At 59.6% G+C, this 25,677-nt stretch carries 27 protein-coding genes; 9 read left to right on the top strand and 18 right to left on the bottom strand.

Annotated features, from left to right (window positions below; genetic code table 11):
* Window positions 1–24: 24 nt before the first annotated feature.
* From AC3A43_RS02605 to AC3A43_RS02625, 5 genes are read right to left on the bottom strand one after another with little or no spacing between them, the layout of a single operon-like run.
* Window positions 25–1,833: a DUF262 domain-containing protein gene (locus tag AC3A43_RS02605; RefSeq protein ID WP_487790979.1), complete on the bottom strand. Its 1,809-nt coding sequence runs from the start codon at window positions 1,831–1,833 to the stop codon at window positions 25–27.
* Window positions 1,834–1,859: 26 nt separating this feature from the next.
* Window positions 1,860–4,994: a type I restriction endonuclease subunit R gene (locus AC3A43_RS02610; protein ID WP_487790980.1), complete on the bottom strand. Its 3,135-nt coding sequence runs from the start codon at window positions 4,992–4,994 to the stop codon at window positions 1,860–1,862.
* The gene (locus AC3A43_RS02615; protein ID WP_487790981.1) at window positions 4,991–6,013 is read right to left on the bottom strand and encodes an SIR2 family NAD-dependent protein deacylase; all 1,023 of its coding nucleotides are present in this window, start codon (window positions 6,011–6,013) and stop codon (window positions 4,991–4,993) included. Before AC3A43_RS02615 ends, AC3A43_RS02610 begins: the two co-directional genes overlap by 4 nt.
* Window positions 6,013–7,347, bottom strand: a complete 1,335-nt coding sequence (locus tag AC3A43_RS02620) for a restriction endonuclease subunit S (RefSeq protein ID WP_487792013.1) — start codon at window positions 7,345–7,347, stop codon at window positions 6,013–6,015. Before AC3A43_RS02620 ends, AC3A43_RS02615 begins: the two co-directional genes overlap by 1 nt.
* On the bottom strand, window positions 7,340–8,947 hold the full coding sequence (locus AC3A43_RS02625) for a class I SAM-dependent DNA methyltransferase (protein ID WP_487790982.1): 1,608 nt from the start codon (window positions 8,945–8,947) through the stop codon (window positions 7,340–7,342). Before AC3A43_RS02625 ends, AC3A43_RS02620 begins: the two co-directional genes overlap by 8 nt.
* A gap of 601 nt (window positions 8,948–9,548) precedes the next feature.
* Between AC3A43_RS02625 and AC3A43_RS02630 the strand changes: the two genes are divergently transcribed.
* Both AC3A43_RS02630 and AC3A43_RS02635 read left to right on the top strand, forming a co-directional pair.
* Window positions 9,549–10,691: a hypothetical protein gene (locus AC3A43_RS02630; RefSeq protein WP_487790983.1), complete on the top strand. Its 1,143-nt coding sequence runs from the start codon at window positions 9,549–9,551 to the stop codon at window positions 10,689–10,691.
* Window positions 10,692–11,113: 422 nt separating this feature from the next.
* The gene (locus tag AC3A43_RS02635) at window positions 11,114–11,602 is read left to right on the top strand and encodes a GFA family protein (RefSeq protein WP_487790984.1); all 489 of its coding nucleotides are present in this window, start codon (window positions 11,114–11,116) and stop codon (window positions 11,600–11,602) included.
* A gap of 23 nt (window positions 11,603–11,625) precedes the next feature.
* Here AC3A43_RS02635 and AC3A43_RS02640 read toward each other — a convergent pair whose 3' ends face one another.
* Window positions 11,626–12,486 carry an NmrA family NAD(P)-binding protein gene (locus AC3A43_RS02640; protein WP_487790985.1) on the bottom strand — a complete coding sequence of 287 codons (861 nt, stop codon included), beginning with the start codon at window positions 12,484–12,486 and terminating at the stop codon, window positions 11,626–11,628.
* 428 nt (window positions 12,487–12,914) lie between these two features.
* Here AC3A43_RS02640 and AC3A43_RS02645 point away from each other — a divergent pair, with 428 nt between their 5' ends.
* Window positions 12,915–13,280, top strand: a complete 366-nt coding sequence (locus tag AC3A43_RS02645; protein ID WP_487790986.1) for a hypothetical protein — start codon at window positions 12,915–12,917, stop codon at window positions 13,278–13,280.
* Between the two features lie 206 nt (window positions 13,281–13,486).
* Here AC3A43_RS02645 and sciP read toward each other — a convergent pair whose 3' ends face one another.
* Window positions 13,487–13,768, bottom strand: a complete 282-nt coding sequence (sciP, locus tag AC3A43_RS02650; RefSeq protein ID WP_487790987.1) for a CtrA inhibitor SciP — start codon at window positions 13,766–13,768, stop codon at window positions 13,487–13,489.
* A 547-nt stretch (window positions 13,769–14,315) separates the two neighbouring features.
* Here sciP and AC3A43_RS02655 point away from each other — a divergent pair.
* From AC3A43_RS02655 to AC3A43_RS02670, 4 genes are all read left to right on the top strand, one after another.
* Window positions 14,316–15,044 carry a DUF72 domain-containing protein gene (locus AC3A43_RS02655; protein WP_487790988.1) on the top strand — a complete coding sequence of 243 codons (729 nt, stop codon included), beginning with the start codon at window positions 14,316–14,318 and terminating at the stop codon, window positions 15,042–15,044.
* Window positions 15,041–16,006 (top strand): NAD(P)/FAD-dependent oxidoreductase, encoded by a 966-nt coding sequence (locus AC3A43_RS02660; protein WP_487790989.1) that lies wholly within the window; start codon window positions 15,041–15,043, stop codon window positions 16,004–16,006. Before AC3A43_RS02655 ends, AC3A43_RS02660 begins: the two co-directional genes overlap by 4 nt.
* Window positions 16,007–16,364: 358 nt before the next feature.
* Entirely contained in the window at window positions 16,365–16,607 is a 243-nt protein-coding gene (locus AC3A43_RS02665; protein WP_487790990.1) for a KTSC domain-containing protein, read from the top strand.
* A 156-nt stretch (window positions 16,608–16,763) separates the two neighbouring features.
* Window positions 16,764–17,111, top strand: a complete 348-nt coding sequence (locus tag AC3A43_RS02670; protein WP_487790991.1) for a hypothetical protein — start codon at window positions 16,764–16,766, stop codon at window positions 17,109–17,111.
* 153 nt (window positions 17,112–17,264) lie between these two features.
* On the opposite strand, the gene AC3A43_RS02675 is transcribed toward AC3A43_RS02670, so the two are convergent.
* From AC3A43_RS02675 to AC3A43_RS02705, 7 genes are all read right to left on the bottom strand, one after another.
* Complete coding sequence (locus AC3A43_RS02675; protein ID WP_487790992.1) at window positions 17,265–18,329, bottom strand: sensor histidine kinase; 1,065 nt, start codon at window positions 18,327–18,329, stop codon at window positions 17,265–17,267.
* 2 nt (window positions 18,330–18,331) lie between these two features.
* Window positions 18,332–18,778 carry a response regulator gene (locus tag AC3A43_RS02680; protein ID WP_487790993.1) on the bottom strand — a complete coding sequence of 149 codons (447 nt, stop codon included), beginning with the start codon at window positions 18,776–18,778 and terminating at the stop codon, window positions 18,332–18,334.
* Entirely contained in the window at window positions 18,771–20,273 is a 1,503-nt protein-coding gene (locus AC3A43_RS02685; RefSeq protein ID WP_487790994.1) for a sensor histidine kinase, read from the bottom strand. Before AC3A43_RS02685 ends, AC3A43_RS02680 begins: the two co-directional genes overlap by 8 nt.
* A 219-nt stretch (window positions 20,274–20,492) precedes the next feature.
* Window positions 20,493–20,720 carry a hypothetical protein gene (locus AC3A43_RS02690; RefSeq protein ID WP_487790995.1) on the bottom strand — a complete coding sequence of 76 codons (228 nt, stop codon included), beginning with the start codon at window positions 20,718–20,720 and terminating at the stop codon, window positions 20,493–20,495.
* Window positions 20,721–20,872: 152 nt separating this feature from the next.
* Window positions 20,873–21,250: a lysozyme inhibitor LprI family protein gene (locus AC3A43_RS02695; protein ID WP_487790996.1), complete on the bottom strand. Its 378-nt coding sequence runs from the start codon at window positions 21,248–21,250 to the stop codon at window positions 20,873–20,875.
* Window positions 21,251–21,295: 45 nt separating this feature from the next.
* Window positions 21,296–21,700, bottom strand: a complete 405-nt coding sequence (locus tag AC3A43_RS02700; RefSeq protein WP_487790997.1) for a PRC-barrel domain containing protein — start codon at window positions 21,698–21,700, stop codon at window positions 21,296–21,298.
* 105 nt (window positions 21,701–21,805) lie between these two features.
* The gene (locus tag AC3A43_RS02705) at window positions 21,806–21,979 is read right to left on the bottom strand and encodes a DUF1328 family protein (RefSeq protein ID WP_082521450.1); all 174 of its coding nucleotides are present in this window, start codon (window positions 21,977–21,979) and stop codon (window positions 21,806–21,808) included.
* 205 nt (window positions 21,980–22,184) lie between these two features.
* Between AC3A43_RS02705 and AC3A43_RS02710 the strand changes: the two genes are divergently transcribed.
* On the top strand, window positions 22,185–22,739 hold the full coding sequence (locus AC3A43_RS02710; protein ID WP_487790998.1) for an OmpA family protein: 555 nt from the start codon (window positions 22,185–22,187) through the stop codon (window positions 22,737–22,739).
* Window positions 22,740–22,752: 13 nt separating this feature from the next.
* Entirely contained in the window at window positions 22,753–23,364 is a 612-nt protein-coding gene (locus AC3A43_RS02715; protein ID WP_487790999.1) for a flavodoxin family protein, read from the top strand.
* Between the two features lie 63 nt (window positions 23,365–23,427).
* Here AC3A43_RS02715 and AC3A43_RS02720 read toward each other — a convergent pair whose 3' ends face one another.
* The 4 genes from AC3A43_RS02720 to AC3A43_RS02735 form a co-directional block, all read right to left on the bottom strand.
* Window positions 23,428–23,949, bottom strand: coding sequence for a lipocalin family protein (locus AC3A43_RS02720; protein ID WP_487791000.1), 522 nt, complete (start codon window positions 23,947–23,949; stop codon window positions 23,428–23,430).
* 489 nt (window positions 23,950–24,438) lie between these two features.
* Window positions 24,439–24,642, bottom strand: coding sequence for a hypothetical protein (locus AC3A43_RS02725; RefSeq protein ID WP_487791001.1), 204 nt, complete (start codon window positions 24,640–24,642; stop codon window positions 24,439–24,441).
* Between the two features lie 191 nt (window positions 24,643–24,833).
* The gene (locus AC3A43_RS02730) at window positions 24,834–25,097 is read right to left on the bottom strand and encodes a DksA/TraR family C4-type zinc finger protein (RefSeq protein WP_487791002.1); all 264 of its coding nucleotides are present in this window, start codon (window positions 25,095–25,097) and stop codon (window positions 24,834–24,836) included.
* A 91-nt stretch (window positions 25,098–25,188) separates the two neighbouring features.
* Window positions 25,189–25,446, bottom strand: a complete 258-nt coding sequence (locus AC3A43_RS02735; RefSeq protein WP_487791003.1) for a hypothetical protein — start codon at window positions 25,444–25,446, stop codon at window positions 25,189–25,191.
* Between the last annotated feature and the right edge of the window lie 231 nt (window positions 25,447–25,677).

The following is a 25,677-nucleotide window of genomic DNA, read 5'->3' on the forward strand; positions in this document are numbered from 1 at the left end:
GCGACAGGTCAACCCTTTCCTAAATCATTCGGCTGCCGCCCTGACATTCCAGACATCAAGCGCCGCATCGGCCAGCCATTCTTGCCGTTTTTCGATTGCGGAGGCGTTCCATTCTGCTGCGGGATTGAGACGCTTCATTGCTCGGGTTATCTGGTCCTTTTTCCCGGTGACCAGCAATCTCTGTTGGCAACGAGCCACCAGAAACTGCGAACTCGGGTAGGCTTCCGCTTTCACCGAATAAGCTTTGTTCTGGATAACGCGATTTACGGAACGTTCGATCAGCATCAAGTTGCCCAAGCGGTTGACCAACTCTTCATCGTCGGCCCCTTCGCCGAACTCTTCGATTGCGGAATCATCGGGGGTTTCGGGCATAATATGTTCGATGTCGTTTTGTGTGTCGAGATAGTGCGAAAGTGCCATCCTCCCCTGAGCACCGTAAGCTTCTATGTCGAAGTATTGTGTGATTTTCGCGAGCAGATAACGAAGCCGAAATTTGCGCAGCTCCCATGAAACTAATTCCTCCATCGCTTCTTGAAAGTCTTTGAGATTCTTTGACTTTTCCTTAATGAAGTAATTTTCTTCGAACGCGTCGAATGCCGGAGCCTTGCGGACTTTTCGTAGCTCTTTTGCAGCCTGCACAATAATGCGCTCATAATCCTTCGCAGGCACGCCAGCGATCAACCAGACAAACATGACCTGTTCAATCTGGCTGCACAGCCGTGAGAATAAGCTGGCGTCCAGATGACGTCCAGCAAGGAGCAGAACAAAATGCTGTTTTATCGCGCTGCCGCCTAGCGCTCGAGTGTTGATAATACCGAACTCGGGGTCGCCCTTAGGATTGTTACCCTTGACGAAGTGCTGGTAAGCTTTGGCCGCTTCCTTGAGACGGGTCGCGAAGCCTAGCGGATCGCGAGCATGCTCAGTTTGTTTTTCATTCTTGGTCAGCCAGTCGTAAATTTCCTCTTCTCGCAACTTGGAGTCCACATCGAAGCTAGCCATGATGTAATATCGCAAGAAGCGGAGCGGCTTTTCGTTGGCGTTATAGATTTCCTGTGTCAGTTCTCGCCAAAGCTCCTTCAGCTTTGAAAAGTCGCCCGGTTTGGCGTTCATGAACAGCAGATTTTTCAGCAGATCCATCGCGTCGAGGCCGACACCACGGTCGTTGATGGTTTCAAAAATTTTCAGTGCGCGGCTAACGCTGGGTGTTTGAATGCGGATCAGTTTCACCTTATTGGTGAAGTACCCATAAAACCGACGGACGCCGTCCGGATCGTCTTTGAAGGCGTCAGATAGAAATTCTCGGATTGCGGCATAAGCGTTGGCGAGATTTTGTATCGATCGCGTTCCCTCAGCCCGCGCCTCATACGCTTTTCCTTGACCATATTCCTCAAGAACACCGCTCGCGTCCTCGTACTGAAGGTCCAGACGCATCCGCTGCACGGTCTTTCCCTGCCAGTCGGTACTCCCATCGGCAATCTGAGATTTAAGGGTACTTGGAACTTCAGAATCAAGCTCTGTCAGCGCATCCCGGAGGGCACAAAGCGTGAGGAATGACGTCGTCGTCCGCTGTTGCCCGTCGATAAGGTCGAACACATTGTCAGGCCCTAGGCAGACCACCACGGTTCCGATGAAATACTCCGGGGCATCAGCACTGCTGGCTTCCTCGAATTCACTGAAAATGTCTTTGAGAAATTGCTCGACCTCATCACCGCGCTCGCCTTTGGTGTCAGCCTCACCCCAAACATACTCACGCTGATAATCGGGAACACGGTAGAACGATTGGAATACCTCGGCGAGGCTCAGATCTTGGGAAACGATCGACTGCGGCGTCATATTAAATCCTCAAAAATTGACGACTGTCAGCGCATCTCGCGCAATAAAATCTCTGCTTGAGCAAGGACGGTCTGGACTGCTTCATCTGCGAAGTCAGGCGGGTAACCATATTTTTTTAGAATGCGCTTCACTAAAACACGCATTCGAGCACGTGCGCTTTCTCTGTATTGCCAATCAACCGTCGCGTTGTTGCGTAGCTGCTCAAGCAGATCATGCGCTATCACACGCAGCTTCTCGTCACCCATCGCTTCCAAAGCGCTCTTGTTCTCGGCGAGGGCCATGTAAAAGGCGACCTCCTCGGATGACAGACCAAGCTCATCGCCGCGAAGCCGGGCTGTCTGCATGTCCTTGGCCATGGCTAACAGTTCTTGGATCATTTCGACTGCGGAGATTGCACCGGCATGATACCTCGCGACCGCGTCCTCTAGCCGCATAGAGAAGGCGCGACTCTCGACAAGGTTTGACTTGGATCGGCTCACAATCTCGCCGTTCAGCAGCTTCTTGAGGGCTTCCAGCGCAAGATTTTTCCTCTCCATCTTTTCGATTTCTATTAGGAACTCGTCAGATAGGATGGAGATGTCGGGCGTTTCGATTCCTGCCGCTTTCAGGATGTCGATAATCTCGGATGACGCGACAGCTCTATCAACCAATTGTTGCACGGCGAAGGCGCGGGCGTTGTCACTAAGTTTGCCGGTTGCTGTGTTTTTGGCAATTGCCGCACGGATTGCTTGAAAGAAGCCTACCTCATCCCGAATAGCCTTCGCCGCGTCGCTTGCAGAGGCGAGAGCGTATGCTTTCGAGAGTTCAAGGATCAAGTCGAGGTAGCGACGATGTGCGCGCTTCTTTTCCTCGACATCTTTCTTCAGGGCTGCCTCGGATTCCTGCCATTTCAGGACCCAATCAATCGCTCCGCCGAGACAAGCCAGTCGTTCCCGTGGCTGTCCATCGATTCCGCGGCGATAGTCAAACCCATGGAAAAGTTCGCGCACCTTTTCACAACGCTCCATCATAACCGCGACGGCGGTTGACTCGTCCACGCCGGTCTTTTGTTGATCGGATTCCGTGTATTGGCTGAGGGCGCTGCGCAGGTTTTGCGCGATGCCGATATAGTCGACGACGAGGCCACCTGGCTTGTCTTGAAAAACGCGGTTTACGCGGGCAATTGCTTGCATCAATCCGTGGCCGCGCATGGGCTTGTCCACATACATGGTATTCATGCAAGGTGCGTCGAACCCGGTCAGCCACATGTCACAGACGATCACAAGCTTGAGTGAGTCGCTCTGCTTCCGCGCTCGCTTGGCGAGAGTATCGCGGCGCTTCTTTGCGCCGATGTGCTGCTGCCATTCAAGCGGGTCGGACGCCGCGCCCGTCATGACGATCTTGACAGCGCCCTTGTCATCGTCTGGCGAATGCCAATCTGGCCGCAGCGCGACGATCTTGTCATACAAGGCCACGCAAATGCGCCTGCTCATACAGACGGCCATCGCCTTTCCATTTATCGCCTCAATGCGGGCCTCAAGGTGTGTAACGAGATCCTGCGCTATCTGATTGAGTCGCTTATCGGATCCAACCAACGCTTCAACCGTCGCCCATTTGGCTTTCATTTTCTCGGCTTCGGTCAACGATTCATCTTCGACCAGCGCGTCGATCTCGGCATCAATCAGCGGCTGTTCATCTTCGTTCAGGATAATGCGTGCCAGTCGACTTTCATAGTAGATCGGCACGGTTGCACCGTCTTCCACCGCCCGGCTGATGTCGTAGATGTCGATATATTCGCCAAAGATAGCGGGCGTGTTGACGTCGCTTGCCTCAATCGGCGTGCCGGTGAAGCCGATGAACGAGGCATTGGGCATTGCCTGCCGGATATAGTGCGCATAACCATAGCGGCGCAGGCCGGTCGTCCGGTCCAACTTGGCATCGAAACCGTATTGGCTCCTATGGGCCTCATCTGCGATGACGATGATGTTACGGCGGTCGCTGAGCAGCGGGAACACCTCTTCGCCCCGATCCGGCGAGAATTTTTGGACGGTGGTGAACACGACGCCGCCCGCTGCTTTGTCGAGGAGTTGCTTCAGGTCATATCGGCTATCTGCCTGTTCTGGGTTCTGCCGGATAAGGTCGCGGCAAAGGCCAAAGGTTCCGAAAAGCTGATCGTCCAAATCGTTGCGGTCGGTCAAAACGACGATGGTCGGGTTTTCAAGTTCTGACGACTTAATCGCAAGCCCGGCGAAGAAAGCCATCAGATAGCTCTTGCCCGACCCTTGAGTGTGCCAGATCACGCCGATCTTGCGGTCGCCACCTTCGCGTGTTGCGTCAATCGCCTGTTCGACCGCCTTCAGTGCACCATGGAATTGGTGATAGCCCGCGACGATCTTGAAAGGGCCGTCGCCCTTGTCCCCAAAGACGATAAAGTCACGGATCAGGCGCAGCAAGTTGTCTTGGGTGAATACACCGCGCAGCAGGGTTTCCAGTTCGGGAGTGCCGCGATGGGCGAAGACTTTGCCGTCAACCGTGCGCCACGGCATGAACCGTTCAGCGTCAGCCGTTACAGAGCCGATCCGCGCTTCCATGCCGTCCGAGGTGACCAGAATTGCATTGGTTCGGAACAGGCTCGGGATTTGGTGCTTGTAGGTCTGCAACTGGTTGAACGCGTCTTCAATCGTTGCGTTCTCCGCCGCAGCATTCTTGAGTTCCAGCACCGCCAGCGGCAAGCCGTTGACGAAAAGCACGACGTCTGGCCGCCGATTGAAGCGGTTTTCGACAACGGTAAATTGATTGACCGCTAGCCAGTCGTTTGCCTCTCGGCGATCGAGATCGATCAGCCAGATTTTTGTCGAGGCGGGTTGCCCCATGTCATCGCGAAATTCGACATCCACGCCCTCGGTCAGCATCCGATGAACGCGGCGGTTCTCTTCGATCAGATCAGGCAATTCGCCAGAAACCAGCTTGCGAAGTGCCTCGCTTTGCGCCTGCTCTGGGGCGTCAGGGTTCAGTTTGGCAATTGCCGCTTCTAGCCGCCCTATCAAAATGACATCGCCGTTGGATCGTCGCTCGGGCGCAATACCATCTGGCGCGAGCATTGGGCCGGGAAGATAACCCCAGCCAAGTTCCTGCAAGGTTTCCAGCGCGGCTTGTTCAACAATGTCTTCGGTGATGCTCATGTGATGCCTTCCATGAGCGCGATCAGCAGGCTTTCAACCATCAAATCATGATCGCCACGCGGATAATAGATTGGATGGATGCCAGCCTCGGCAAGGAACTCCCGCCGTGCCAAACGCTCCGCATCCTCTGGCTGTTCAAGGAACGCAAAATGGGGCGCATGTCCGACCGCTGCCTTTGCGTTCAATTGCTTGAGCGCTTCAACAGTTCGATCCTCGGTCAAGCTGCATCCAAGGAAAAGGAAGCTGCGCGTTCCGGAGATCGCCCCAATCAACTCGGCCAACGTGCGTTCTTGGGTATAGGTCGCGTCATATTCAGCAGCGGTCAAAACGCGACCATTGTCCGTTTCTGCTTCACCATGAAGACGGAGCAGACAATGCGGATCGTTGCCAATCCTGCCGGGGGCGTCGCGCAAGGCCGCGCCCGAAAATGTATTCGAAAACGGGGCATTCACTCCTGCGTATGTGTTGGTGAGGACGTAATCGAAGTTCGTCGTCACCACCTCTTGGTTGAACAATTGGGGTAGCAGCGTGACCGGACCGGCTACTGGGTCCTTTCGATCACCCAGCTTTTCGCAGATTTCGCGGGTGAAGATTTTCGATCCCAAAATGTCGTGGACCGCTTGAGCCGCATCCTCATACCGATTGGCTTGCAAGAGCTCGTCGATTTCAGGAATTCGGCCCTTCGCATCCGCCAAGAGTGATTTGAGGAATTCGCCCCAAGGCCGATGTCCGCTGGCGCAAGACATTCCGGCTCCCACAAACGGGATGACGGCCCCCTGACGATGCCGATGAACAAGCGCTTTGAAGCGATCAAGGCATCCATTCTCTTGAAGGTATTCTTCGACCTGATCTCGGGCGTTGGTTCTTTGCGCGCTTACCCAATCAACGAGAAGCCCATTGAAAACTTCGTCGCCCGCCATCTCCAAGATTTCCGACCGCCGCCAAACCTTGGTGCGAATCTCGATGTCGCCTTCTTCGTTCAACTCGTCGATGAACCGCTGTCTGAAATAGGTCTCCATTAGCCGCGCTCCCGTTCCAAGGGCGCAACACGCACTTCGCCAGACATCAGACGAGGCAACAGGTAATCCCTCGTTTCCGCCAAGAATTGAGTTTCCTTTGCTCCAGCAACGATGCGGTCGATCAAGGCGGTGGCGATTTCACCAAACTTCGCGACAATGTACCGATTATCAGGGACGGCCGACGTAATTGGACGGAAGTTCCGCTTGCTGATTTCCTGAAAGGTGGATCCATTGGCGTTGGCGGTGATCTTGTCCATGCTCGCCTTGCACCAGAAGTATAGATAGGCGCTGCTAATCTCTGGCGTTGGTAACAGGCCGATGAAACCCTGATTGATAGCCACAGGCACTTGGGCGATGGCCAAATAGCCAATCGGCGCGCGGGATGAGAGCAACACGGACCCAACGGGCAATAGGCCTGACGTGATCTTGCCTAATCCCGCATCGCTGATTTGTCGGGACGTACCGAACAGGGCTAGATTGTTCATGTTCGAGAGGTCTTTTGGCGTTGCCCAATGATGGATACGGGGCGACCACAGGCTTTCGTCTGCTGTGCTGGGCGTCGAGCCGCCTTGTATTTTCACCAAATCACCGATGGGCGTTTCTGCCCAACCCTCCGGCAAACCATCATTGCCGAAGGCGGCGGGGAAGAGTGCGGCGAGCTGCGCTGCGCGGGCGGGGTCTGGGGTAACGCCGCCCATGATGGCGACAGGATCGCTCGAGCCTGCCAAAACTCGGCGCACCGGGCCGAAATCGACAAACCAATCCTGAAAGATTGCCTGCCCCATCCCCTCCAGCGTTTCATTCATGCACCGGTTGAGTTCGATGCGATCATCAATGGCTGTCAGCGCTTCCAGAATCCCCTGTCTGACTGACTCATCGGGGTAGGGGATGGGCAGTTTCGCCAAATCGCCAAGATTGAAGGTAGCCTGCACTGTCGTGTTGGCGCGCTGCCGGATGAACTCTTGGGCATCCCGATTTTTGATCGAGTATGAAATCCATTGGGCATGATGGTGATCGGGCATCGGAAGCAAACCAACGGCGCGGGCTAAATTCCATCCGGAGATGCCTACTGGAGCGATGGCTACCTGACCAATACTACCAACGAGAGTGACCAAAACATCCGAAGGTTGAGGCCGTGATCGGGCATATTGTTTCTCAATTCCCGGGTCCACGCTCAGTACTTCGGCAAGATCCAAGCCCGTTGCAGAAAAGTTGTTCACGCGCACAATGGGAACGCCGCCGGGAAACGGCTTACCGGGCTGGACTATGCCGTATGCGATGGCCCTGTTGGGGTCGCACAAGTCCTTCAACGGTTTACTTGGCCATTCATTCATCACCGATCAGTCCGCCCAGTACCGCACTTAGGCGTTTCTCGCTCTCGCGCGAAGCCAACAGATGGCCCTGAAGTTGAGCGCGCAATGCGCCGTAGTGTTCAGCAAAACCCACACCGTCATCCTCTGCATCTTGGGTTCCGACATAGCGTCCCGGCGTCAACACATGACCATGCTTGCGGACTTCATCCATTGTCGCTGACCGGCAAAAGCCGGGGATGTCCTGATATTCGCCAAGCCCCGCGTCCGGCTTGGCGCGCCAACGGTGATAGGCTCCGGTGATCTTCGCGATATCGCTTTCGGGACCGTTTTCGGAAAACTCGCGCCGGGTGCGATCCACCATATGACCAAGGTTGCGGGCGTCGATAAACAGGAACTCGCCACGCCGGTCCCGGTGACCGTTTGCGCTCTTGTCGCGCGCCAGAAACCACAGACAGGCGGGAATCTGCGTTGAATAGAAAAGCTGACCGGGCAGGGCGACCATGCAGTCGACCACGTCTTGTTCGATCAGTTCCCGGCGGATGTCACCTTCGCCCGATTGTTGCGATGACATAGAACCGTTCGCCAGCACCACTCCTGCGGTGCCGCGAGGGGCAAGGTGGTGGATGATGTGTTGCAACCATGCGAAATTGGCATTGCCGGCCGGTGGCGTGCCGTATTTCCAGCGGATATCTTCGGCCAATTGCGGCTGCCACCAATCCGAGATGTTGAACGGCGGATTGGCCATCGCATAGTCGAATTTGAGCATCGGGAAGGCGTCATTTAGAAACGAGCCTTCATTGTTCCATTTGATGTCCGCATCGATGCCGCGCACGGCAAGGTTCATCTTGCACAGTTTCCACGTTGTGTGGTTGCGCTCCTGCCCGTAGATCGCAATGTCGCTGCGCTTGCCCTCATGGCTTTCGATGAAGCGCTCGGACTGCACAAACATGCCACCCGATCCGCAAGCGGGATCATAAACCCGGCCATTGTGAGGTTCGAGCATCTCCACAATAGTCTGAACCACCGAACGCGGCGTGAAAAATTCGCCCCCGCGTCGCCCTTCGGCCCCAGCAAATTGAGAGATGAAATACTCATAGGCACGCCCCAGCAAATCCTTCGATTTGCCATCCGCGCTGTGCATGCCAACCTTTGAAAACAGGTCGATCAGTTCACCCAGCATCGTCTTGTCGAGCTGAGGCCGACCATAGTCCTTGGGTAGCACATCCTTCAGCACCGCCGCATTCGCCTTTTCGATGGCGTCCATGGCGTTATCGATCAGGTTGCCAATGTCACCTTCGCGTTCCTTGCCTGTATTGACATCAGTGAACTTGATCTTTGGGAGTTTGGCATTGGCCTGCAGGTGGGCCCATCGTGCCTCAGGCGGCACCCAGAACACATTGGCCGCGAGGTATTCCTCCGGGTCTTCGAAATCAGCATATTCTTCTAAGAGGAGCTTGTTCCAATGGGCCGTGAAGGCTTCGGAGATGTATTTGAGAAAGATCAGCCCAAGTGCGACATGCTTGTATTCTGAGGGTTCCAGATTCCCGCGCAGCTTATCCGCAGCCTTGAACAGGTCCGCCTCGAAGCCAAGGTCGCTACCGCTGTTTGCTTGAGATGCCATCGAACCGATTTCCCCTTTGAGTTCGCCCTAGCGGGAAAGGCGGTCGCGCGGCAACGCCCATTGCTTCAATTTGGTAATGGATTGCGTCGGCGGATTTGGAATTTTGTAGCAATATTAACCTCACTCGCGCTAAGCACGGCAATTGATGTGTAAGTTATCGGATATTGATACCTAGTTTTCTTTCGGGAACACCGGATTACTGCCCCGGCGATTCAGCCTCGGAAAGTGACGCCGTCTTGTTCAGGGCGTGTGATACTATCCCGCCCACAGCTGAAGACGTTACTTCACACGCGCATTCAAAGCTTCCTCGAAAGTTCAAGAAGGCGAACCCGGAGCGTTGCAATAGCTGGGGTTTGTCAGTGTGGGTTTCCACTGACGACGTTCACCACGCGATGAGGCTCCATGAGAAATGGTTGCCGAGAAAGCACATACATAAATTCACCGTTGCCCAACCTGATGGCCGATTGGCGCAAACTGGCACCGCGCCACATCATACCTTTTGGCCTTACGATGGTGTCGATCTGCTTTCCCGGCTAGAGCTTGTGCAGCTATGACGTGGGATCCAAACCGAGCAGTGCAAGCGAACTGGCAAGGCGGGCCAGTGACGCCTTGTGACGTGTTGTATGAAGTAGATGGGCCGACGATTTTTACAGCGCGAGTTGGCCTATCCAGCTTTCTTTTTTTCAAGCACGACGAAACCGAAGACGCAGAGATATTCGTGGCTGCCGCTGTTGACGATGCGGACCTGGCTGCGCTGCGTGAAGGGCGTATCTCCGTGCGGGGCGCTCTTAGCTATCGCAATGCGTGGCTGGTAAATGCGGATCATGATTACGTGGTGCAGCGTTATCAGGCGCATGATTATACTAGTATAGAGCCATTTCTGCCGCCGAGGGGCATGGGGTTGTCGGCTGCGTTCGGTGTCGTTCCCGATTCGATCGAACAGGCGGAGTCCTTGTTGTCGTTCAAGTTCGTGGGGCAATCGATGACAGAGGAATCGATGCCGCTTTCCGTGTTCAAGGAACTAGTCGACAACATTTCATCGTTGGTTCGCCATACGTTGTTGCCGAAGCCACTGCAGAAGGGGCGGAACAACCGCTTCTTCGACGTCATCATTGGCCAGCCGAGGTTTGCTAGCCTTTTGGTTTCGATAAAGGGCTTTGATTTCGACTCAGAAGGGCTGCGCGAGTTCAAAAATACCAAGCACCTTGAACCGGAGCTTTTGCGTGAAGAAGCTGTGGAGCTTGGTGGTGACCTCTGGAGATCTATATCTGAAACGCTGGCATTAGCGGACCAAGGAGAGTTGGAGATCGAGCAGGCGCGCCTTCACAGCGTGATTTTAGATCAAATTGCCAACCTCGTCCCTTCGTCCGACAACGATCTTGAACGCCTAGAAATCTCCTATCATGGGACAAAGAGGTCGCAGGTCATCACCATCGACCAAGCTGCTGGAGACCGGCTAATCCAAGCTGGGCGGCTTGAGGGTATCCAGCAAAAGTCGCTCACGGGTGTTGTTGTTGAGATCAACGGGGATGCGAGAACCTTCATCATCAAGAACGATATGGATCGGCAAACCACCGTTGCGCCCAAGTGGCGAGTGTTTGACGAGCTTGAAAAGAACGAAGCACTGCGCCGCGGCGTGGTCATGAAAATCACTGGGCCACATTGGCGACGAACACGTCGAGACTACATGGTCACAGACGTTTATCCCGAGATAATTGACCCGAAGGCAGGCAAATTGCTCTGATACCCCAATGGGACCCCGAGCTGGATCGCAATATCTTACTGTCAACTAAGTCATTGAAAAAATGGTGGACGCACTAGGGCTCGAACCTAGGACCCGCTGATTAAGAGTCCCTAACTTGTAGAAATATATTGTTTAACAACAATCACTTGGCTTGCATTCGTGTAATTAACTATTAACTCTAGACGATGGTGATTCACGTTAACAAACGATGGGTTTCGTCACAAAACTGGCCACACGAGGCTGAACACATCTCTGATTTCGCATGAAATTGGTCGTTGCGCTGCGAAGCTTCTCGACCGACCTCAGTCATTCCGGCGCTCTGGGGATGTCCGATACTGGCCAGCTACAGCGGTCAGTCTAGGCGATGACGAGAGGCAACTGCAGTCCGGTTCGCATGTTTCTGAATTTGAAAGGATCGCAGTATGACTTTGAAGCTTGAAGGGTCGTGCCGCTGCGGAGAGGTCCGTTTCTCCGCCGACAGCCACGCGCCCGTACCATTCATGCGCTGCTATTGCTCGATATGCAGGAAGACCGCCGGCGGGGGCGGATACGCGATCAATCTCCACGCCGACAAGCGAACGCTGAGAGTGGAAGGCCAGACTGTGGTTTTTCATGCCGAGCTGGACGACGGGAGGGGCGGTTGCGAACTCAGCACGGCAGAACGCCACTTCTGCGCTAAATGTGCCAGCGCGCTGTGGGTGTTCAGCCCGGAATATCCTGACCTGTGTCATCCTTTCGCCTCCGCGATTGATAGCGACCTTCCCAAAACTCCGTCGAGCGTGCACATGATGCTCGCGTCGAAGGCGTCCTGGGTCGACCCCGAGATCGGCCCGGACGACCAGTGCTTCGAAGAATATCCCGAGGACGCGCTGGAGGAGTGGCACCGGGCGCGAGGCCTCTGGATCGACTAGTGCTACGCAGTCGCGACGAGACCCTATGATCGCGCCACCAGTTGCCGAACATACTCGTCGAGCGTCGTTGCTCCCCGGATGGCTCTCCCGTCGTAATCGAACCCGCCGTCTAGGCTGACCTCGGTCATCCGGGCGTAAGAATTGGCAGCAGGCTCAGAAAAGCCGAGCTTGCGATAGGCCGCCTCCCACTGTTCACGCGGCGTTACGACGACCTCGACCGGACGGCCGAGAGCCTCGGCGAAAGCCTGCGCCACATCGTTGGAAGAATAGCGATCCGGGCCTTCTACATAGCGGACTCCGGCGTCAGCGGCAGGCGAGAGCAGCCGGTCCGCGGCCGCTTTGCCCAGGTCACGCGGCGCGGCCATCGGAAGAGCGAGGTCGGCAGGGTACATCGTCTGCAGCTTTCCAGTTTCGCGTATCGAATCAAGCTGCTCGTCCCAATTGCTGAAATAGTAGGGCGCGCGGTTGATCGCGGCAGGGATGGGTTGGGTGCGCAGGCCTTCTTCGAACTCCCACAAAACATTGAGATCGCCGATACGGTCGCCCGGCTGCGCCCCGGCGGTAGATTCCGCGACGATTTTATCGAGTCCGGAATCGGAGAGCGCGTCGAGGATATTAGCGATCGTGCTCCGCTCCACCCTGTCCGTATCCGTCTTTATATCGGCGGGCGGATTGAGCAAGAAGGCGCGCCGTCCGAGGAGGAAGGCCGCACGCAGCGATGGCACATCGTTCACATCAGCTTCAATGATCTCGGCCTTCGTGTCACGCCAGCTATCGGCGTGCTCAGGATCGTGCGTAATGATCCCGACCGGCTCGCCCAGCGCCAAGAGTGTTTCCGCCACTGCGGATCCGACGTGCCCGGTGGCGCCCATGACAATATACATCGACCTTCTCCAATCGACCATGCCAACGGATGATTATGCGGATAGTTTCGGTGCCATAGCCTCGGATCTAGCTGCTCAGGACCCGGAACGGGCTGGCCTGTGCGTCCAGCCGGTCGGTGCGAAAAGCCCTCCAGTCGGTATTTCGAACTCAGACCAGTCCCACCGCAATCAATCTCTGCGTGGACGCACCCGCAGCACGGGACGGAGGGCCGGGACGGCATAGATCGAAATAGGTCGCCGAACACTGCCGCTCGATGGAACCGGCCCGACCTTAACGCGAACGTTCCAGCAGAGGGGCAATGCCGGTCTGCCCGGTTCTCGCTCCGAAGCCGCCCGGCCGTAGTGCGCCAAACTTCTTTGGGATGAAACCACACATTTTCCCTGCGCGTTATGGGTCAATCAACCTCTGCATTGCGAAAGGATTGGCCATGTCGCTTGAAGAAAAGCTCTTCGAAATCGAGCGCGGTTTCTGGCTCGAGGGGAAAGACTACTTCCTGGCTCACCTCGACGAGCAGTGCCTGCTCGCCTTTCCGCAGTCAGGAGAAATGCACGGTGTGTTCTCGCGCGAGAAAGTGGCGTCGACCGCGACCGGCGCAAATCGTTGGCGGAACCTTGAGATGAGCGACCGGCATCTTTTGAAGTTGGCCGAGGACGCGGCGATCATCAGCTACCGGGCCGATGTCACCCGGGCGGACGGTATTGCCTATTCCGCGTTCATCGGATCAGCCTATGTGCGTCGATCTTCGGCCTGGCTGCTGGCCTCGCATCAGCATTCGCCGATCGCGGCAGACTAGAAGATTATTTGCTGAGACATCTGGTCGAGCGCGTTGCTAGCGGGGAGTCCATATAGGGGGCGCTTCAGCTGGTCGTTTCCTCGATGGGCGATTGACCGCAACAGTAGAGCCGGTGAAATGAAAGGACGGCGCGAGAGGGACCAGTCTGCTCGCGCCGTCCTCATTGGCGCCATGCGTTCATGTGGGGGGACGCACGGCACCTTCAGTTATCCGGTGTATCGACCGCGATATTCTCGCATCTTCGTAACGCGAAGACCGGGAATACCAGCGCGATCGATCGACTGCCGCCAAGCCGCAAGTTCTTCGGGGCTAAGCTGATATCTTACACAGGCGTCTTCGAGCGCCAACATCCCGCCATCTATCGCGGCCAGGACCTCCGCTTTGCGGCGCGAGACCCAATAGGTCGTGCAGGACGATGGCAGATCGTTCATTGTAAGCGGGACCAGCGGTCCGGCGACCGATGCAGGCCTCGTCTTGAATTCGAGCACCGCGAACTCTCCATTCGCGCGGCCAATGCCGCTTTGTGTGCCCCCCACCCCGAAACTGCGCTCGTCAGGTTAACAAAAGCTTTCGAAAGGGCGGCTAATGCGGCCAACCGTTCACCGCTGCGCCGTCGAAAATCGTCCACGATGCGGCGCATCTCTGCTCGAAGACCACCCGCGGGAATGCGCGTCGCTCTTGCGCGAGTTCGCTCGGGACGCTTTAAATCAGTTCCCGCCATTTTCGCGCCAAAAGCGCACTAGCCGCGGCTGGCTATTTCTTGCCGGGCAGGACGGCATTTCAAAGTCTCATACTTTTCCCGGACCCAAATAAACCCCGCGAGGCAGCGTCGCGCACGACATTGCCGACGCTTCGGCCATGGCAACGACCCAAAGTGGCGAAGGCCAACGCGGCGTCATGACTGTGCAGGCCATTCATTGCATCTGCAAACGCCAGCACCGCGGCTCTGGTTGCGTGGCTGGCGGGGGCGGATGGCCGCGATCGCCAAATCGCAGCCGCGGTGCATCCAGTTGCGGGTGTGGGCGTTCTCCAGCCATGATATGGCGGATCGGAACGGCAGGCTGGAGCATTGCGTCGCAATATGCCGACCGGTTTCCGGAAACGGGGTTTGCGCTCGAACGCTATGCGAAACGCTTCTCGTGCGTCGAGATAAACTCCTCTTTCTACCGCTCGCATCGCCCGGCGACCTGGACGCGGTGGGCGTCGATCGTGCCCGAAGCTTTTCGCTTCGCGGTCAAAGTGCCGCGCACGATCACGCATGAACGCGGACTTCGCGATTGCGGTGACCTGATTGCCCGCCTGATCGAAGAAACGGCCGGCTTGGGTCAAAAGCTCGGCGTCCTGCTTGTCCAGTTGCCACCTAAGCTGAGTTATCACGCCGGTACGACCGAGGCATTTTTCAGCGAACTTGCAGCAGCGACGCCGGCGCATATCGCCTGCGAGCCGCGCCACGAAAGCTGGTTCGAGCCGGATGCCGAGCGCATGCTCGCGGAGTACGAAGTCGCGCGCGTCGCCACCGATCCCGCCAGGGTCGCTGGGGCCGGATTGCCGGGCGGTTGGCGCGGGCTGGCCTATTGGCGACTTCACGGGTCGCCGGTGATGTATCGCTCGCCCTATGGCAGGGGGCGGGTCAGCACTTATGCGGCGCTGATCGAGCGCGAACATCGAGGAATCGAGGCGCCCTGGTGCATTTTCGACAACACCGCCGCGGCGGCGGCGATCGGCGACGCGTTTGAGCTCGCTTCGCAGGCGCCGTCGGCGTGAAGTCCGAACCGCCTTTTTGCGGCGAGCCGCCCGCGCTCGACGTGCTGATAGTGGGGGCCGGTCCTGCGGGCCTGACCGCGGGCATGTACCTCGCGCGTTACCGGCGCCGCGTTCGGATCGTGCATGACGGCAGCTCGCGCGCGCTCTGGGTCCCGCGCTCGCGCAACGTCCCGGGATTTCCCGACGGGATATTCGGCAGCGATCTCATCGCGCGCATGAGCGAACATGCGGAGCGCTACGGCGCCGAGATTGCCAAGGGCAGGGTCGTCGAAATCGCGCGGAGAGAAAATGACGAGGGCTTTCGTGCACGCCTCGACAGTGGCACGACCGTTGACGCGCGCGGGCTGATCCTGGCGACCGGCGTCGACACCAATCTGGCGAAGCTCGACAGCGGCGAGCACCAGACGGCGGTGCGTGATGGCGTGCTCCGCTATTGCCCGATCTGCGACGGCTACGAGCACAGCCGCGAGCGGATCGCGGTTCTGGGCTCCGACCTCCACGGCGCCGCCGAGGCAATGTTCCTGCGGCAATATTCGAACGACGTGACGCTCATCCCCAATTGGCAGGTCGCGCTGACCGATGCGCAGCGCGCCGAACTCGAAGCGAGAAAGGTCGATGTGCTCGAAGGGCGGGTATTGCGCCTTGACGCCACGGGAGAGGCCATGCTCGTCACGCTTGAAGGCGAAACCCTGCCGCGACGGTTCGACATTCTTTACCCCGCGTTCGGATCGGCTCCGCGCAGCGAGCTGGCGGCGATGCTGGGGCCGTTGACCGATCCGAACGGCTGCCTACCCTTCAACGCATATTCGGACGGACTGTTTCCCGGCGTCTACGCGGCTGGCGACGTCGTCGCGGGTCTCGACCAGATCAGCGTCGCCATCGGACAGGGCGCGATGGCGGCGACGCGCCTCCACAACTGGCTGCGCGAGCAGGAGGGGCATGTGATGGCCGACCAGAAATAAGGTGGCACGCACCGCGGCAGCTGGCTGTCGCAATTGCACTCATCTCCGGCTTCGGTACCGTTCGCGACGAGGGTTTTCTTCCAGGATGGCTTCGCTGCGGGCGTCGTCTCTGCCAAGAATGTCCAGATGCTGGTCGCGCTATCGCGAAGATAATTCTCGGTCTTCCGCGGCGAGACGGTGAGGCCGAATTTTTCACAATCGGCGGCCGGCGTGCGCTTGCGCGACTGTACGAGCTTTGACGGCGATGCTCTGCCAACGCACGAAGCAGGTCGGTGCTCGACTCTTCAGTCATATATCAGAGTCCCGAAGGTTCCGGCCGCCGCGCGGAACGCTGCCGCGCTCCATGCGCTGTGCTCGCATGCGCGCGCACCGGTTCAGCCAGAGTTCGACGATCGATCGCATCGTCTATGACGATAGGGCGAGCACCCTGTTCATATCGTTCCGCGACACCGGGAAATATGTCTATGACGGTGAGCCTTCGTCGCTGTTCGACGCCTTCTGCCGCGCACCGTCGGCTGGCGGCTTTTTCAATGAGCGGATCAAGGATCGCTGTCGTTTCCGCCGCGACCCCGCGCGACGGCGGTTCGGGCCGAACGCCTGATCGGCGCACCGCGCCGTGCGATTGGCCTTCGCGGCGGTCGTGGGCGCGAAGACGCGATGGCGTTGATTCAGGCAGTTGGACGGCGGCGGTTGCCGCAATTTGCGCCTTGCGACGCCGTTGCCGCCCGCATAGACAAAGGGCGCTGCGGGGAGGGGAATGCGTTTGCGACCCGCATTTACTCGCCGCAGCAATCAATCCGGTTTTGCCAGCTCGATCAGCCAGTCGCTCGTTGCGGTGAGCGGAAGCAGCGCCGCGTTCGCCTGCTCCCGTCGTGAAACTTCCGTTCGATCGAGGCGTTTATCAAGCATCCGCAAAGTGGAGGTTCTGATGAGCATCGAAGGCAAAGCGAAAGAAGCAGCAGGCTATCTCAAGGAAGAAGCCTATGAGCATGGCAAGTCGCCCGAGGCGAAGCGCAAGGCTCAGGAAGGCCGCGATCTGCGCAATGAAGGCCGGATCGAAGACGGCAAGGCGCCGAAGACATCGGAGCCCGGGACCGAAGACTGATTTAGCCCGTCATCCCCCCCTTTTTATGGCCCGCCCCGGCGGGCCATTTTTTTAGCCTGCGATCATGCGCAATGGCGATCATGCTTCGCAGCTTCATAGCCGCCGGGGTCCAAGCATCGCCTTGGTCCTGAGAAGAAACGGTAGGAAGCGTGCTCAGGCCGCGTTCGTATCGCCCGTCTTGAGCGGTAAGGTCGCGATCGCGCGCGTGCCGGGACGGGCGCAATCGGCGTGCGTCTGCCCATAGCGTATCTCGGCACGGTGCGGCCTCGCGAGCGCGGCGATCAGTTTTGTGCCCAACCCGGTTCCGCGCGCCGCGCCGCCCTCGGGCCACCCGTTTCCGTCATCCTCGACCACAAGTTCGAGGTGGCCATCGTTCGCCGAGAGCAGGATGCGGACTTCGCCGGGGCCGCCATCATAGGCATATTTGCAGGCGTTGCTGACCCACTCGTTGACGATCATGCCGAGCGCGACCGCCTTGTCGGTGGCGAGTTTCAGCGGCGCGACGATCGCATGGACCTTCCGCGCGCAGGCTTCGGTCGACCAGGTGGCGGCGAGATCGTCGGCAAGACCTTCGAGATATTCGTCCATCGCAACATATTCGACATCGTCGCTCGTATAGAGGCGGCGGTTCACATGGGCGATCGTCGAAATCCGCTGCTGCGTCTGCTGAAGTGCGTCGCGCGCATTGGCGTCGGTAAGCGTCCGCGCCTGGAGCGCGATGAATGACATCACCATCTGGAGGTTGTTCGCGACGCGGTGATTGACTTCCTTGAGCAGCGCCTCGAGCCGCGCGTTGCTGATCCTGAGGTCCGCCTCGGCGCGCTCGCGGTCGCGGCGGAGCTGCGCGCGTTCGAGAACCTGCTCGAAGCTCGACGCCAGCAGGTTGAAGAAATCCTCGCCGACCGATTTGACGACATAATCATCGGCGCCCGATTTCAGCGCTGCAACTGCGATCCGGCTCTCTTCGGACCCGGTCACATAGACGATCGGTGGGCAGGCGGGCCGGGCGCGGAGCGCCTCGAGCGTCGCGAGCCCGTCCATGCCCGGCATATAATGGTCGACGGCGCACAGGTCGAAGGCCTCGGCCTCGACCATCGCAACGCCTTCGGCACCGCTGGCGGCAAGGCTCACCTCATAGCCCATTCGGGTGAGCGCACGCGAGACGAGGCGCCTGATCCCGTCGTCATCGTCGATGTAGAGAATGCGCGTCGCCGCCATTGTCAGACGGGGTCCGGGTCCGGAACCTGGATCACCGAGAGGAACAGGCCGAGCTGGCGGATCGCGTCGGCGAAGCTCTCATAATTCACCGGTTTGGTGATATAGACGTTGCACCCCAGATCATAGCAGCGCTGGATCTCGATCTTGTCGTCGGTCGTCGTCAGCACCACGACCGGCGTGCGCCGCAATGCGCTGTCATCGGCCTTGATCTTCGCAAGAATATCGATGCCGCTCATGTCAGGCAGGTTGAGGTCCAGCAGGATCAGCGCCGGGCCGTTGCGCACGGGACCGTCCTCGGCATCGTAGAGGAAGGCCAGCGCGCTGCCGCCATCGGTGAAATGATGAATTTTGTTCGAAATACCCGCGCGGCGGATATTCTTCTCGATGAGCCGGGCATGACCTTCGTCATCCTCGATCATGACGATATTGACTGCCCGATGATCACTCATCTTTATTTTCACCTCGCCATTCGCTCGGCAAGATCAGGCGGAAAACCGATCCTTCGCCGAGCGCCGATTTTACTTCAATGAATCCGCCGAGGCGATAAGCGAGCGCCCTGGCATGCGCAAGCCCGATGCCCTCGCCAGGCTGATCCTGGGTGCCCGAGCGGCGGAACAGGTCGAATATCCGCTCGTGGTCGCGCGGGTCGATGCCGCGGCCATTGTCTGCGACTTCGACGACGACACGGCCATATTCCTTGCTTCCCGTGACGGAGATGATGCCGGGCACGCCGGGTTTCAGATATTTGAGCGCATTCTCGACGAGATTCGAGAGGATCTGCTCGACCCCGACGCGGTCGTTGACGACCCCGGGCAACGGCTCGATCGTGAGACTCGTGCCGGTCTCCTCGACCCGGTGATGGAGGCTGTCGCTGATGCCATGCGCGATGGCAGTGAGGTCGAGCGCCTCGGGGGCGAGGTTGCGGCGCCCCTGCCGCGAGAGCTGGAGGATCGCGTTGATCAATCGGTCCATCTTCTGCGTCGAACTGCGGATGAAACCGATCGCCTCGGGCAGATCCTCTTCGATCGCGAGACGCGTGTCCTTGTCGGGGGCCGCCCAGCCGTCGCGATCGCTCTTTTCGGCATAGCCCGCGATCGCCTTGCGCGCGGCTTCGAGCTCGGCGGTGAAGCCCATCACGTTGACGAGCGGCGAGCGCAGGTCATGAGAGACGATATAGGCGAAACGCTGAATCTCGTTGTTGGCGCGGGTCAGTTCGGCGGTCCGCGCATCGACGAGCTGTTCCAGTCCCAGATTGAGGTTCGCCAGTTCCTCTTGCGAAGCGCGGAGCGCCTCGAGATTGCGCCGGATGAGAAGGAGCGTGGCGGCAGCCACGATAAGGATGAGGAGGCCCGTCCCCGCGAGCGTCGCCGTGAACAGGAACTGGGTCTGCTTCTGGCGGGCTTCGCGGGCGTGCAGCAGCTCGAGTTCGTCGGCAACCATCGTATCGACGATCTGGCGTGTCTCGCGAACATAGCCGACGCCCGTGTTATTCATGAAACCGTCGAGCATCGCGCGCCGTGCGTCGCCGGCAAGGCCGATCGAACGCTTGTGATAGGCATGATACGCATCGAGAAGAGACTGCAAGCGCGCGATACGCTGCTGTTGGCGTTCATTGTCGCGAGTGAGCGTAGAGAGATCGGCGAGGTGCCGGCGAGCATTGGTCTCGGCGTCGTTCATAATGCGCTGGAATGCGGGATTGCCGGTGAGAAGCAGGCCACGCCGCGCCGTTTCGAGCCGCTCGTTAGAACTCGCGAATGTGCCGAGACGAGCCTCGACCGCGAGCGTATGCGACACGAGAGCCGCGCTTGCCTCGTTGTCGCGCTGGATCCAGAAAACCGCAACCGCGGCCACGAGCAGCGAAGTGAAGCCGACGCCGAGAAACAACAGGATCAACCGGTTCGCGCGCGTGTCGCGGCCAAGCGATCCGAATATCTTCGTTGCCATAATTACCGGTTCCCCCGAGGCGTGCGATGTGCCGCGCTGCGTCCATCTCATAAGGGTGAGCGCGCGCTCTGCAAGTGCGGCGGGCAACGGAGAAAGCTGGTCATCGGAGAGCGTGGCCCTTCGGCCTTGCACGATGCAGATAGTCGCAAACCCGCGCATTGGCCGGACTAACGACCGCGACCATGTCTCCGTCTTGGGCGTGCTGGGGATGCGCGCCCCTCATTCTGGGTTGCGGACCGAGACGTGCGAACCCAGCGCGGCGAACCATTCGGCATAAGGGGTATTGCGCGCCATATGCCGGTTATAATCGGGCGCGCCATCGTCCCACCATGCCGGTCCGCGCTCGCCGAGCGCGCGCTTCGTCCGGTCGACTTCGGCGCGCGCGCCGCGTGCTGCGAGCGTGTCGCCCGAACCCTTGGCGGCGGCGATCGCGCGCCGCGCGGTCATCAGCCGCTCGACTAGATGGGTGCGTTCTGAAGTACCTAGGGCCGGGTTCGATAATCGCCACAGGCGCCCGCGGACGACAAAATAGCGGCCGTCGGGCGTCGCGGGGTATTGCCCCGCATCTCCCGCGGCCGCGCTCGTCGGGTCAGGCGCGCTCAGCCTCGCCAACGAAGCGCGGCGAGCCGCTTGCCGCGCTCGCGGCTAAGATCGGCCAGGCAGCCGAAGCGAGCCATCGCCTGCATGGAGCCGCCGGCGAACTCGCCGCCTTCGATGGCGCACTGGCTGTCGCGATACTTGAGCCACGCTCGCTGGCTTGCGAGCAGGGCAGCCGCATAACCGAACCCGCCGCCCCGCGAGCGGTCGGCACTGTCGCGCTTCTTCATGAAGCTGTTGGTCGCGTTCCATTCGCGCGTCATCGCCGCGTCTGCGGATTTATAGCTTTGCTCCGCAGTGCGCGTCATTTGCGCTTGGGTCTGCGCGCCCGCGGGCATGGCGGTGAGCGCGAGAGCAAGCGTGAGGCCATGTTTCAGCATATCGTCTCCGATCGATTGAGAGCGGTTATTCGACGCCGCTTCGCCTTACGCGGCGGGCAGCTTCACTTCGGGCAGCGCCGCGACCTCGGCCTTCGTCATCGTGGTCGCCAGATCGGTGTCATTGCCTTTGACCACCGTCTTGAGCCCGAGGATTGGGACATGGACATAACGATCGGGATTGCTGTCCTCGATTTCAATGAGCAAGCGGTCGACCTTGTCGTCCGGGCCGCGCACGACCTGCGCGACATCGCCGAGTTCCTTCCCGTCCGCGCCGACAAGATCGGCGTCGAGCAATTGCGCTTCGCTGAGGCCGAGCGCGGCGGGCAACGGACCGGCGACGGTTGCGCTGGTCTCGGCCGCCTTTTCGAGCTTGTCCTCGGCGGCTTCATTCTTGTCGGTGCAAGCGGCGAGAAGTGCTGCCGAGCAGCCGACGAGGAGCAGCGTGCGCATAGTCTGACCTTTCAGAAACGAGGTGCCGGCGATCCATGGCAGACCGCCGGCACAATATGGGATCGCGACGCGTGGGCGCACGACCCCGGATCCAAGGCCGGGGCCTCAGGGCAGGGTGCGTCGTCCGCCGCGTCCGAAGACGAAGCCGAGAACGACGAGAACGACCGCGACGACCAGGAGGATTTTGGCGAAATCGGCCGACAGCCCGGCGATACCGCCAAAGCCGAGAAGCGCCGCAACCAAGGCGACCACCGCGAAAATAATTGCCCATCTGAACATGTTTTTTCTCCCTTTGCGGGCGCGCGCTCCCGCATCGCGGCACGCGCGCCGATGCGGCGGGCGAGGCCGCCGATTCATCCTGTCTGGATAATGCGTCAACGCCGTTTTGAGACGAAAGTTCCTGCGAGGATCCCGGCAACGGCCGGGCGAGACGCGCGTTTCATCATTGTGACGCGGGGGGCATTGCAAGATCGGATCCTCGTTGATGCTGCGTTTCCTCCTGCTCCTTTCCACCGCCCTTCTGGCTGGCGCTGCCGCACTCTCGCTTCAGTCGTGCAACGGCGAAGCCGAAGTCGCGGTCGAGCGGCCCGGAGGCAGCGACGATATTGTGGTGCTCCCCGACGGCGCGACGATGGTCGCCCGGCGCGGCTCGCGGGACCGCGCCATGGCCGAATGGCTGACCGGCGCGAGCGTCGAAGGTGAGGCGTTCGTTTTTGGCGATGCAACCTTCTTACCCGGCACGGCGCGCCTGAGCCGCGACGGCCTTGGAGAAGGCGCGACGCTCGCGACCCTGTTGCGCGCCACGCCCGACGCCCGCTTGCGCCTTGTCGGTCAGGCGGACGCCCCGCAACCCGACGTCGGCGATGACTCTCTTGCCCATAAGCGGGGTCAGGCGCTCGCTGCCTTTCTGGTGGATCGCGGTATCCCCGCTGACCGGCTCGAAATCGTCTCTTCGGCAAACGGGCATGGCCCGGTTCAGCTTGTTCTGTTCGCGCGCCGGTCCGCACCCGCCGTGCCGCTTCTCACCGCCTCGAACTAACAGGGGAACATCGATGACCGCTCGACTGACCGCCGCCGCCATCAATTGCTCCTTGTCGGCGAAGGGGCGCGCTTCTTCGACCGACGCCATGCTTGCGGTCCTCGCCGAGCATTTCGCGGCGCATGACGTCGTTGGCGGCAAGCCGATCCGGATCGCCGCGCACAATGTAAAATGGGGCGTCACGTCGGACGAGGGAGCGGGGGATGACTGGCCGGCTATCCGCGAGCAGATCCTGGCGGCGGACATCCTGATCTTCGGTACCCCGATCTGGATGGGACAGCCCTCCAGTGTGGCGAAGCTCGTCCTCGAGCGGATGGATGCCTTCCTCGACGAGACCGACGATCGGGGACGTATGCCCAGCTATTCGAAGGTCGCCGTCGCCGCGATTGTCGGCAACGAGGACGGCGCGCATCATGTGTCGTCGCAGCTTTTCCAGTCGCTGAACGACGTCGGATGGACGATCCCCGCGGTGGCTGCCTGCTATTGGGTCGGCGAGGCGATGGGGTCGGTCGATTTCAAGGACCTCGAGCATCGCCCGCGCAAGGTAACCGAAACCGCGAACATGGTTGCGGCCAATGCTTCTCATTTGGCCCGCCTCTTACGGGACGCGCCCTATCCTGGATGACTGCGGCATCCGCGATCCAGCATCTCTTGGTAAACCCTGGCTTCAGCGTTCGGGCAGCTTGCGTCAGGTTTCGCCGAAAGCGCTATCGGGGACCATCCGGCCCGACTGGCGCGGCGTGATCAGACGGTCGAGGTCGAAACCCTGCGACTTGGCGACCGCGAGATAATTCTCGACCGTCTCCGTCGGTACCGCCGCACTGCGTGCGATCAGCCAGAGATGTTCGCGGTCGGGGGTGCCTACGAGCGCCACCGAATAATCGGAGGCAATGGCAAGTACCCAATAATCCCCCTGCGTGAAGGGGATCCAGCGAAGATATTCGGGGAGGAAGCTGACCTTGAGCTTGGCATTTGTTTCGTCTTGCGGAACCGCCACGCCGATCGAGCGGTCGGGCTTCCCATCCTTGTCGAGGCATCGGTTCTCGACCCTGATGCGGCCGTCCGCGGTCTCGCTGTAGGACGCGCTGATGTCGCTTGCCTCGGCATCTTCCCATTTGAGCGGGAGCCGGCATATCTCGAACCAGCTGCCCAGATAACGCTGGAGGTCGACGCTCGGTACGGCGACAACATCCTCTTTTGAATTGTGCATATTGTTTCCCATCCTTGGGGAAACTTCGCAGCGACCGACTCGTTCCTTTTCTGTCCGGCGCGTGGCGAACGCGCGGGCGAATTATGGCCGGCCGGCTTGTGGCCGACGGGGGGGAGAGCGCGATGAGAATCTATATTCTGGCTATAACTCCGGTATTGCTCCTCGGCGCTTGTCAGGGGCCCGAGGCATAAGCCGGCGCCGAAAAGGACAAAGCGGCCGCCGCGGCGGCCGGCCATTCCTATGATGGCGATGGACCCAATGAATGCATCGGCGGCGCCCGCGACCGCGCGGCCGATGCGGCCGAGGATGCCCGTGAGGCCGAAGCCGAAGCGATCGAGAAGGAGCGCGACAGCATCCGCTCGGCGGCCGATATCGAAGCCCAACGCCTGGAGCAGGAGGCGAACGCCGTGCGTAAGGCGGCCGACGAGCGAGCCGACGCGGTCGAGGGCGGCTCCGGCAGATAGGCGGTGGGGCGACGCCCCACCTGCGTCAGTTCGACCGACCGGTCATTCCCCGGCTTTGTGCCCAGCCGTAAAGATCCGCGATCATTCCGCGCTCGGTCTCGGCCTGAAGAAACACCACGATCGCCGTTTCCGCTTCATGGTCGATAAACCGCATCGTCGCGTAGCTTTTACCATCGCGTTCGGTATCGCCACCTTCGATCTCGTCGGGCCAGATTTCAATCGTCCGCACCTTTTCCTCCCGTCCAATGGTCAAACTCAGCGAATGGTCCGAAAATGCGGCTGCTCAAAAATGGTTGCGAGGGCAGTGTCCGACCTTAAGGGTAGCGAGCCAACGCCTGCGTGAACCGGCGCAAAGGGAAGAGGGATGAAGATCAGCGCGGCGCGTGTCTCCGGACGCAACGGCCGCTGTGGTCTCGGTCGTTAGCGAAGCTGGCTGTCCTTGCTGCCGCGGCGGTTGAACCCCGCGGGCCGCATCGCACCATCTCGCTTGGACTGGCAGCCAACGCAGGTTCGGATACCCGGAAGCGCCTTTCGCCGGCCCTTCGGGATATCCTCGCCGCAATCGTCACAATAGTCTGCCCCCTCGCCGGCAGGCAGACGCGCGCGGGCACTTTTGACCGCGTCCGACACCGTATCGTCGATCTGATCCTGCACCGCGCCGTCGCGGGCCCAGCCGTTGGCCATATCCTGTCTCCAACCACCAAAACGTCCGACCGCGGCATTAGCTCCCGCATAGGGCGCAGGGCGCATAGGCTGGCATCGTTAAGGCAAGCGCTTACAAGCCGACCTTTGCGAGCGCGGACGCCAGTTCGGGGTCCATCGCGCCGCTGCGCTTCGGTGTCAGGCGGTTGAGAGCAGTTTGTACGCGTTTCTGCGCTACCTGCAGCGTCTTGTGACGTACTTCGCGAATCTGGTTGGCTCGCCACGACCGGCTTTCGCCGAGCAACGCCGACCATTTGGCTTCTTCCGCCGCGAGCACCGCGAGGGCAAGTCGCAGACCGTCGCGCTGGCCATGAGCATAATCTTCCGACATCGCGCACATCTACAAGAGATCATGATCGCGCAGCAATGGCGCGCAAGCGCACGTGCGCGGTCGACGACCGGGTGGCGACTTCGGCCTTAGAGGCGCACGCGCTTCTTCGTCTCTGCATCTCGGCCGACAAACGGGTCAGCAACGGCTTGGTCGCGCCCGGCCCGCTTGCGAGTGAGAGCGCCGCGGACACCGTGAACAAGGCTGCGGGGCGAGCGCGATCCCCCGCCGTCA

The sequence above is a fragment of the Sphingopyxis sp. Soil_C_28 genome (assembly GCF_057657055.1).

What these genes read in the sequence shown, in the direction of transcription:
- AC3A43_RS02605 (WP_487790979.1), bottom strand. Translation starts at nt 1,833, where the DNA reads ATGACGCCGCAGTCGATCGTTTCCCAAGATCTGAGCCTCGCCGAGGTA.
- AC3A43_RS02610 (WP_487790980.1), bottom strand. Translation starts at nt 4,994, where the DNA reads ATGAGCATCACCGAAGACATTGTTGAACAAGCCGCGCTGGAAACCTTG.
- AC3A43_RS02615 (WP_487790981.1), bottom strand. Translation starts at nt 6,013, where the DNA reads ATGGAGACCTATTTCAGACAGCGGTTCATCGACGAGTTGAACGAAGAA.
- AC3A43_RS02620 (WP_487792013.1), bottom strand. Translation starts at nt 7,347, where the DNA reads ATGAATGAATGGCCAAGTAAACCGTTGAAGGACTTGTGCGACCCCAAC.
- AC3A43_RS02625 (WP_487790982.1), bottom strand. Translation starts at nt 8,947, where the DNA reads ATGGCATCTCAAGCAAACAGCGGTAGCGACCTTGGCTTCGAGGCGGAC.
- AC3A43_RS02635 (WP_487790984.1), top strand. Translation starts at nt 11,114, where the DNA reads ATGACTTTGAAGCTTGAAGGGTCGTGCCGCTGCGGAGAGGTCCGTTTC.
- AC3A43_RS02640 (WP_487790985.1), bottom strand. Translation starts at nt 12,486, where the DNA reads ATGTATATTGTCATGGGCGCCACCGGGCACGTCGGATCCGCAGTGGCG.
- AC3A43_RS02645 (WP_487790986.1), top strand. Translation starts at nt 12,915, where the DNA reads ATGTCGCTTGAAGAAAAGCTCTTCGAAATCGAGCGCGGTTTCTGGCTC.
- AC3A43_RS02655 (WP_487790988.1), top strand. Translation starts at nt 14,316, where the DNA reads ATGATATGGCGGATCGGAACGGCAGGCTGGAGCATTGCGTCGCAATAT.
- AC3A43_RS02665 (WP_487790990.1), top strand. Translation starts at nt 16,365, where the DNA reads ATGCGCGCGCACCGGTTCAGCCAGAGTTCGACGATCGATCGCATCGTC.
- AC3A43_RS02670 (WP_487790991.1), top strand. Translation starts at nt 16,764, where the DNA reads ATGCGTTTGCGACCCGCATTTACTCGCCGCAGCAATCAATCCGGTTTT.
- AC3A43_RS02675 (WP_487790992.1), bottom strand. Translation starts at nt 18,329, where the DNA reads ATGGCGGCGACGCGCATTCTCTACATCGACGATGACGACGGGATCAGG.
- AC3A43_RS02680 (WP_487790993.1), bottom strand. Translation starts at nt 18,778, where the DNA reads ATGAGTGATCATCGGGCAGTCAATATCGTCATGATCGAGGATGACGAA.
- AC3A43_RS02685 (WP_487790994.1), bottom strand. Translation starts at nt 20,273, where the DNA reads ATGGCAACGAAGATATTCGGATCGCTTGGCCGCGACACGCGCGCGAAC.
- AC3A43_RS02690 (WP_487790995.1), bottom strand. Translation starts at nt 20,720, where the DNA reads ATGACCGCGCGGCGCGCGATCGCCGCCGCCAAGGGTTCGGGCGACACG.
- AC3A43_RS02695 (WP_487790996.1), bottom strand. Translation starts at nt 21,250, where the DNA reads ATGCTGAAACATGGCCTCACGCTTGCTCTCGCGCTCACCGCCATGCCC.
- AC3A43_RS02700 (WP_487790997.1), bottom strand. Translation starts at nt 21,700, where the DNA reads ATGCGCACGCTGCTCCTCGTCGGCTGCTCGGCAGCACTTCTCGCCGCT.
- AC3A43_RS02705 (WP_082521450.1), bottom strand. Translation starts at nt 21,979, where the DNA reads ATGTTCAGATGGGCAATTATTTTCGCGGTGGTCGCCTTGGTTGCGGCG.
- AC3A43_RS02710 (WP_487790998.1), top strand. Translation starts at nt 22,185, where the DNA reads ATGCTGCGTTTCCTCCTGCTCCTTTCCACCGCCCTTCTGGCTGGCGCT.
- AC3A43_RS02715 (WP_487790999.1), top strand. Translation starts at nt 22,753, where the DNA reads ATGACCGCTCGACTGACCGCCGCCGCCATCAATTGCTCCTTGTCGGCG.
- AC3A43_RS02720 (WP_487791000.1), bottom strand. Translation starts at nt 23,949, where the DNA reads ATGCACAATTCAAAAGAGGATGTTGTCGCCGTACCGAGCGTCGACCTC.
- AC3A43_RS02730 (WP_487791002.1), bottom strand. Translation starts at nt 25,097, where the DNA reads ATGGCCAACGGCTGGGCCCGCGACGGCGCGGTGCAGGATCAGATCGAC.
- AC3A43_RS02735 (WP_487791003.1), bottom strand. Translation starts at nt 25,446, where the DNA reads ATGTCGGAAGATTATGCTCATGGCCAGCGCGACGGTCTGCGACTTGCC.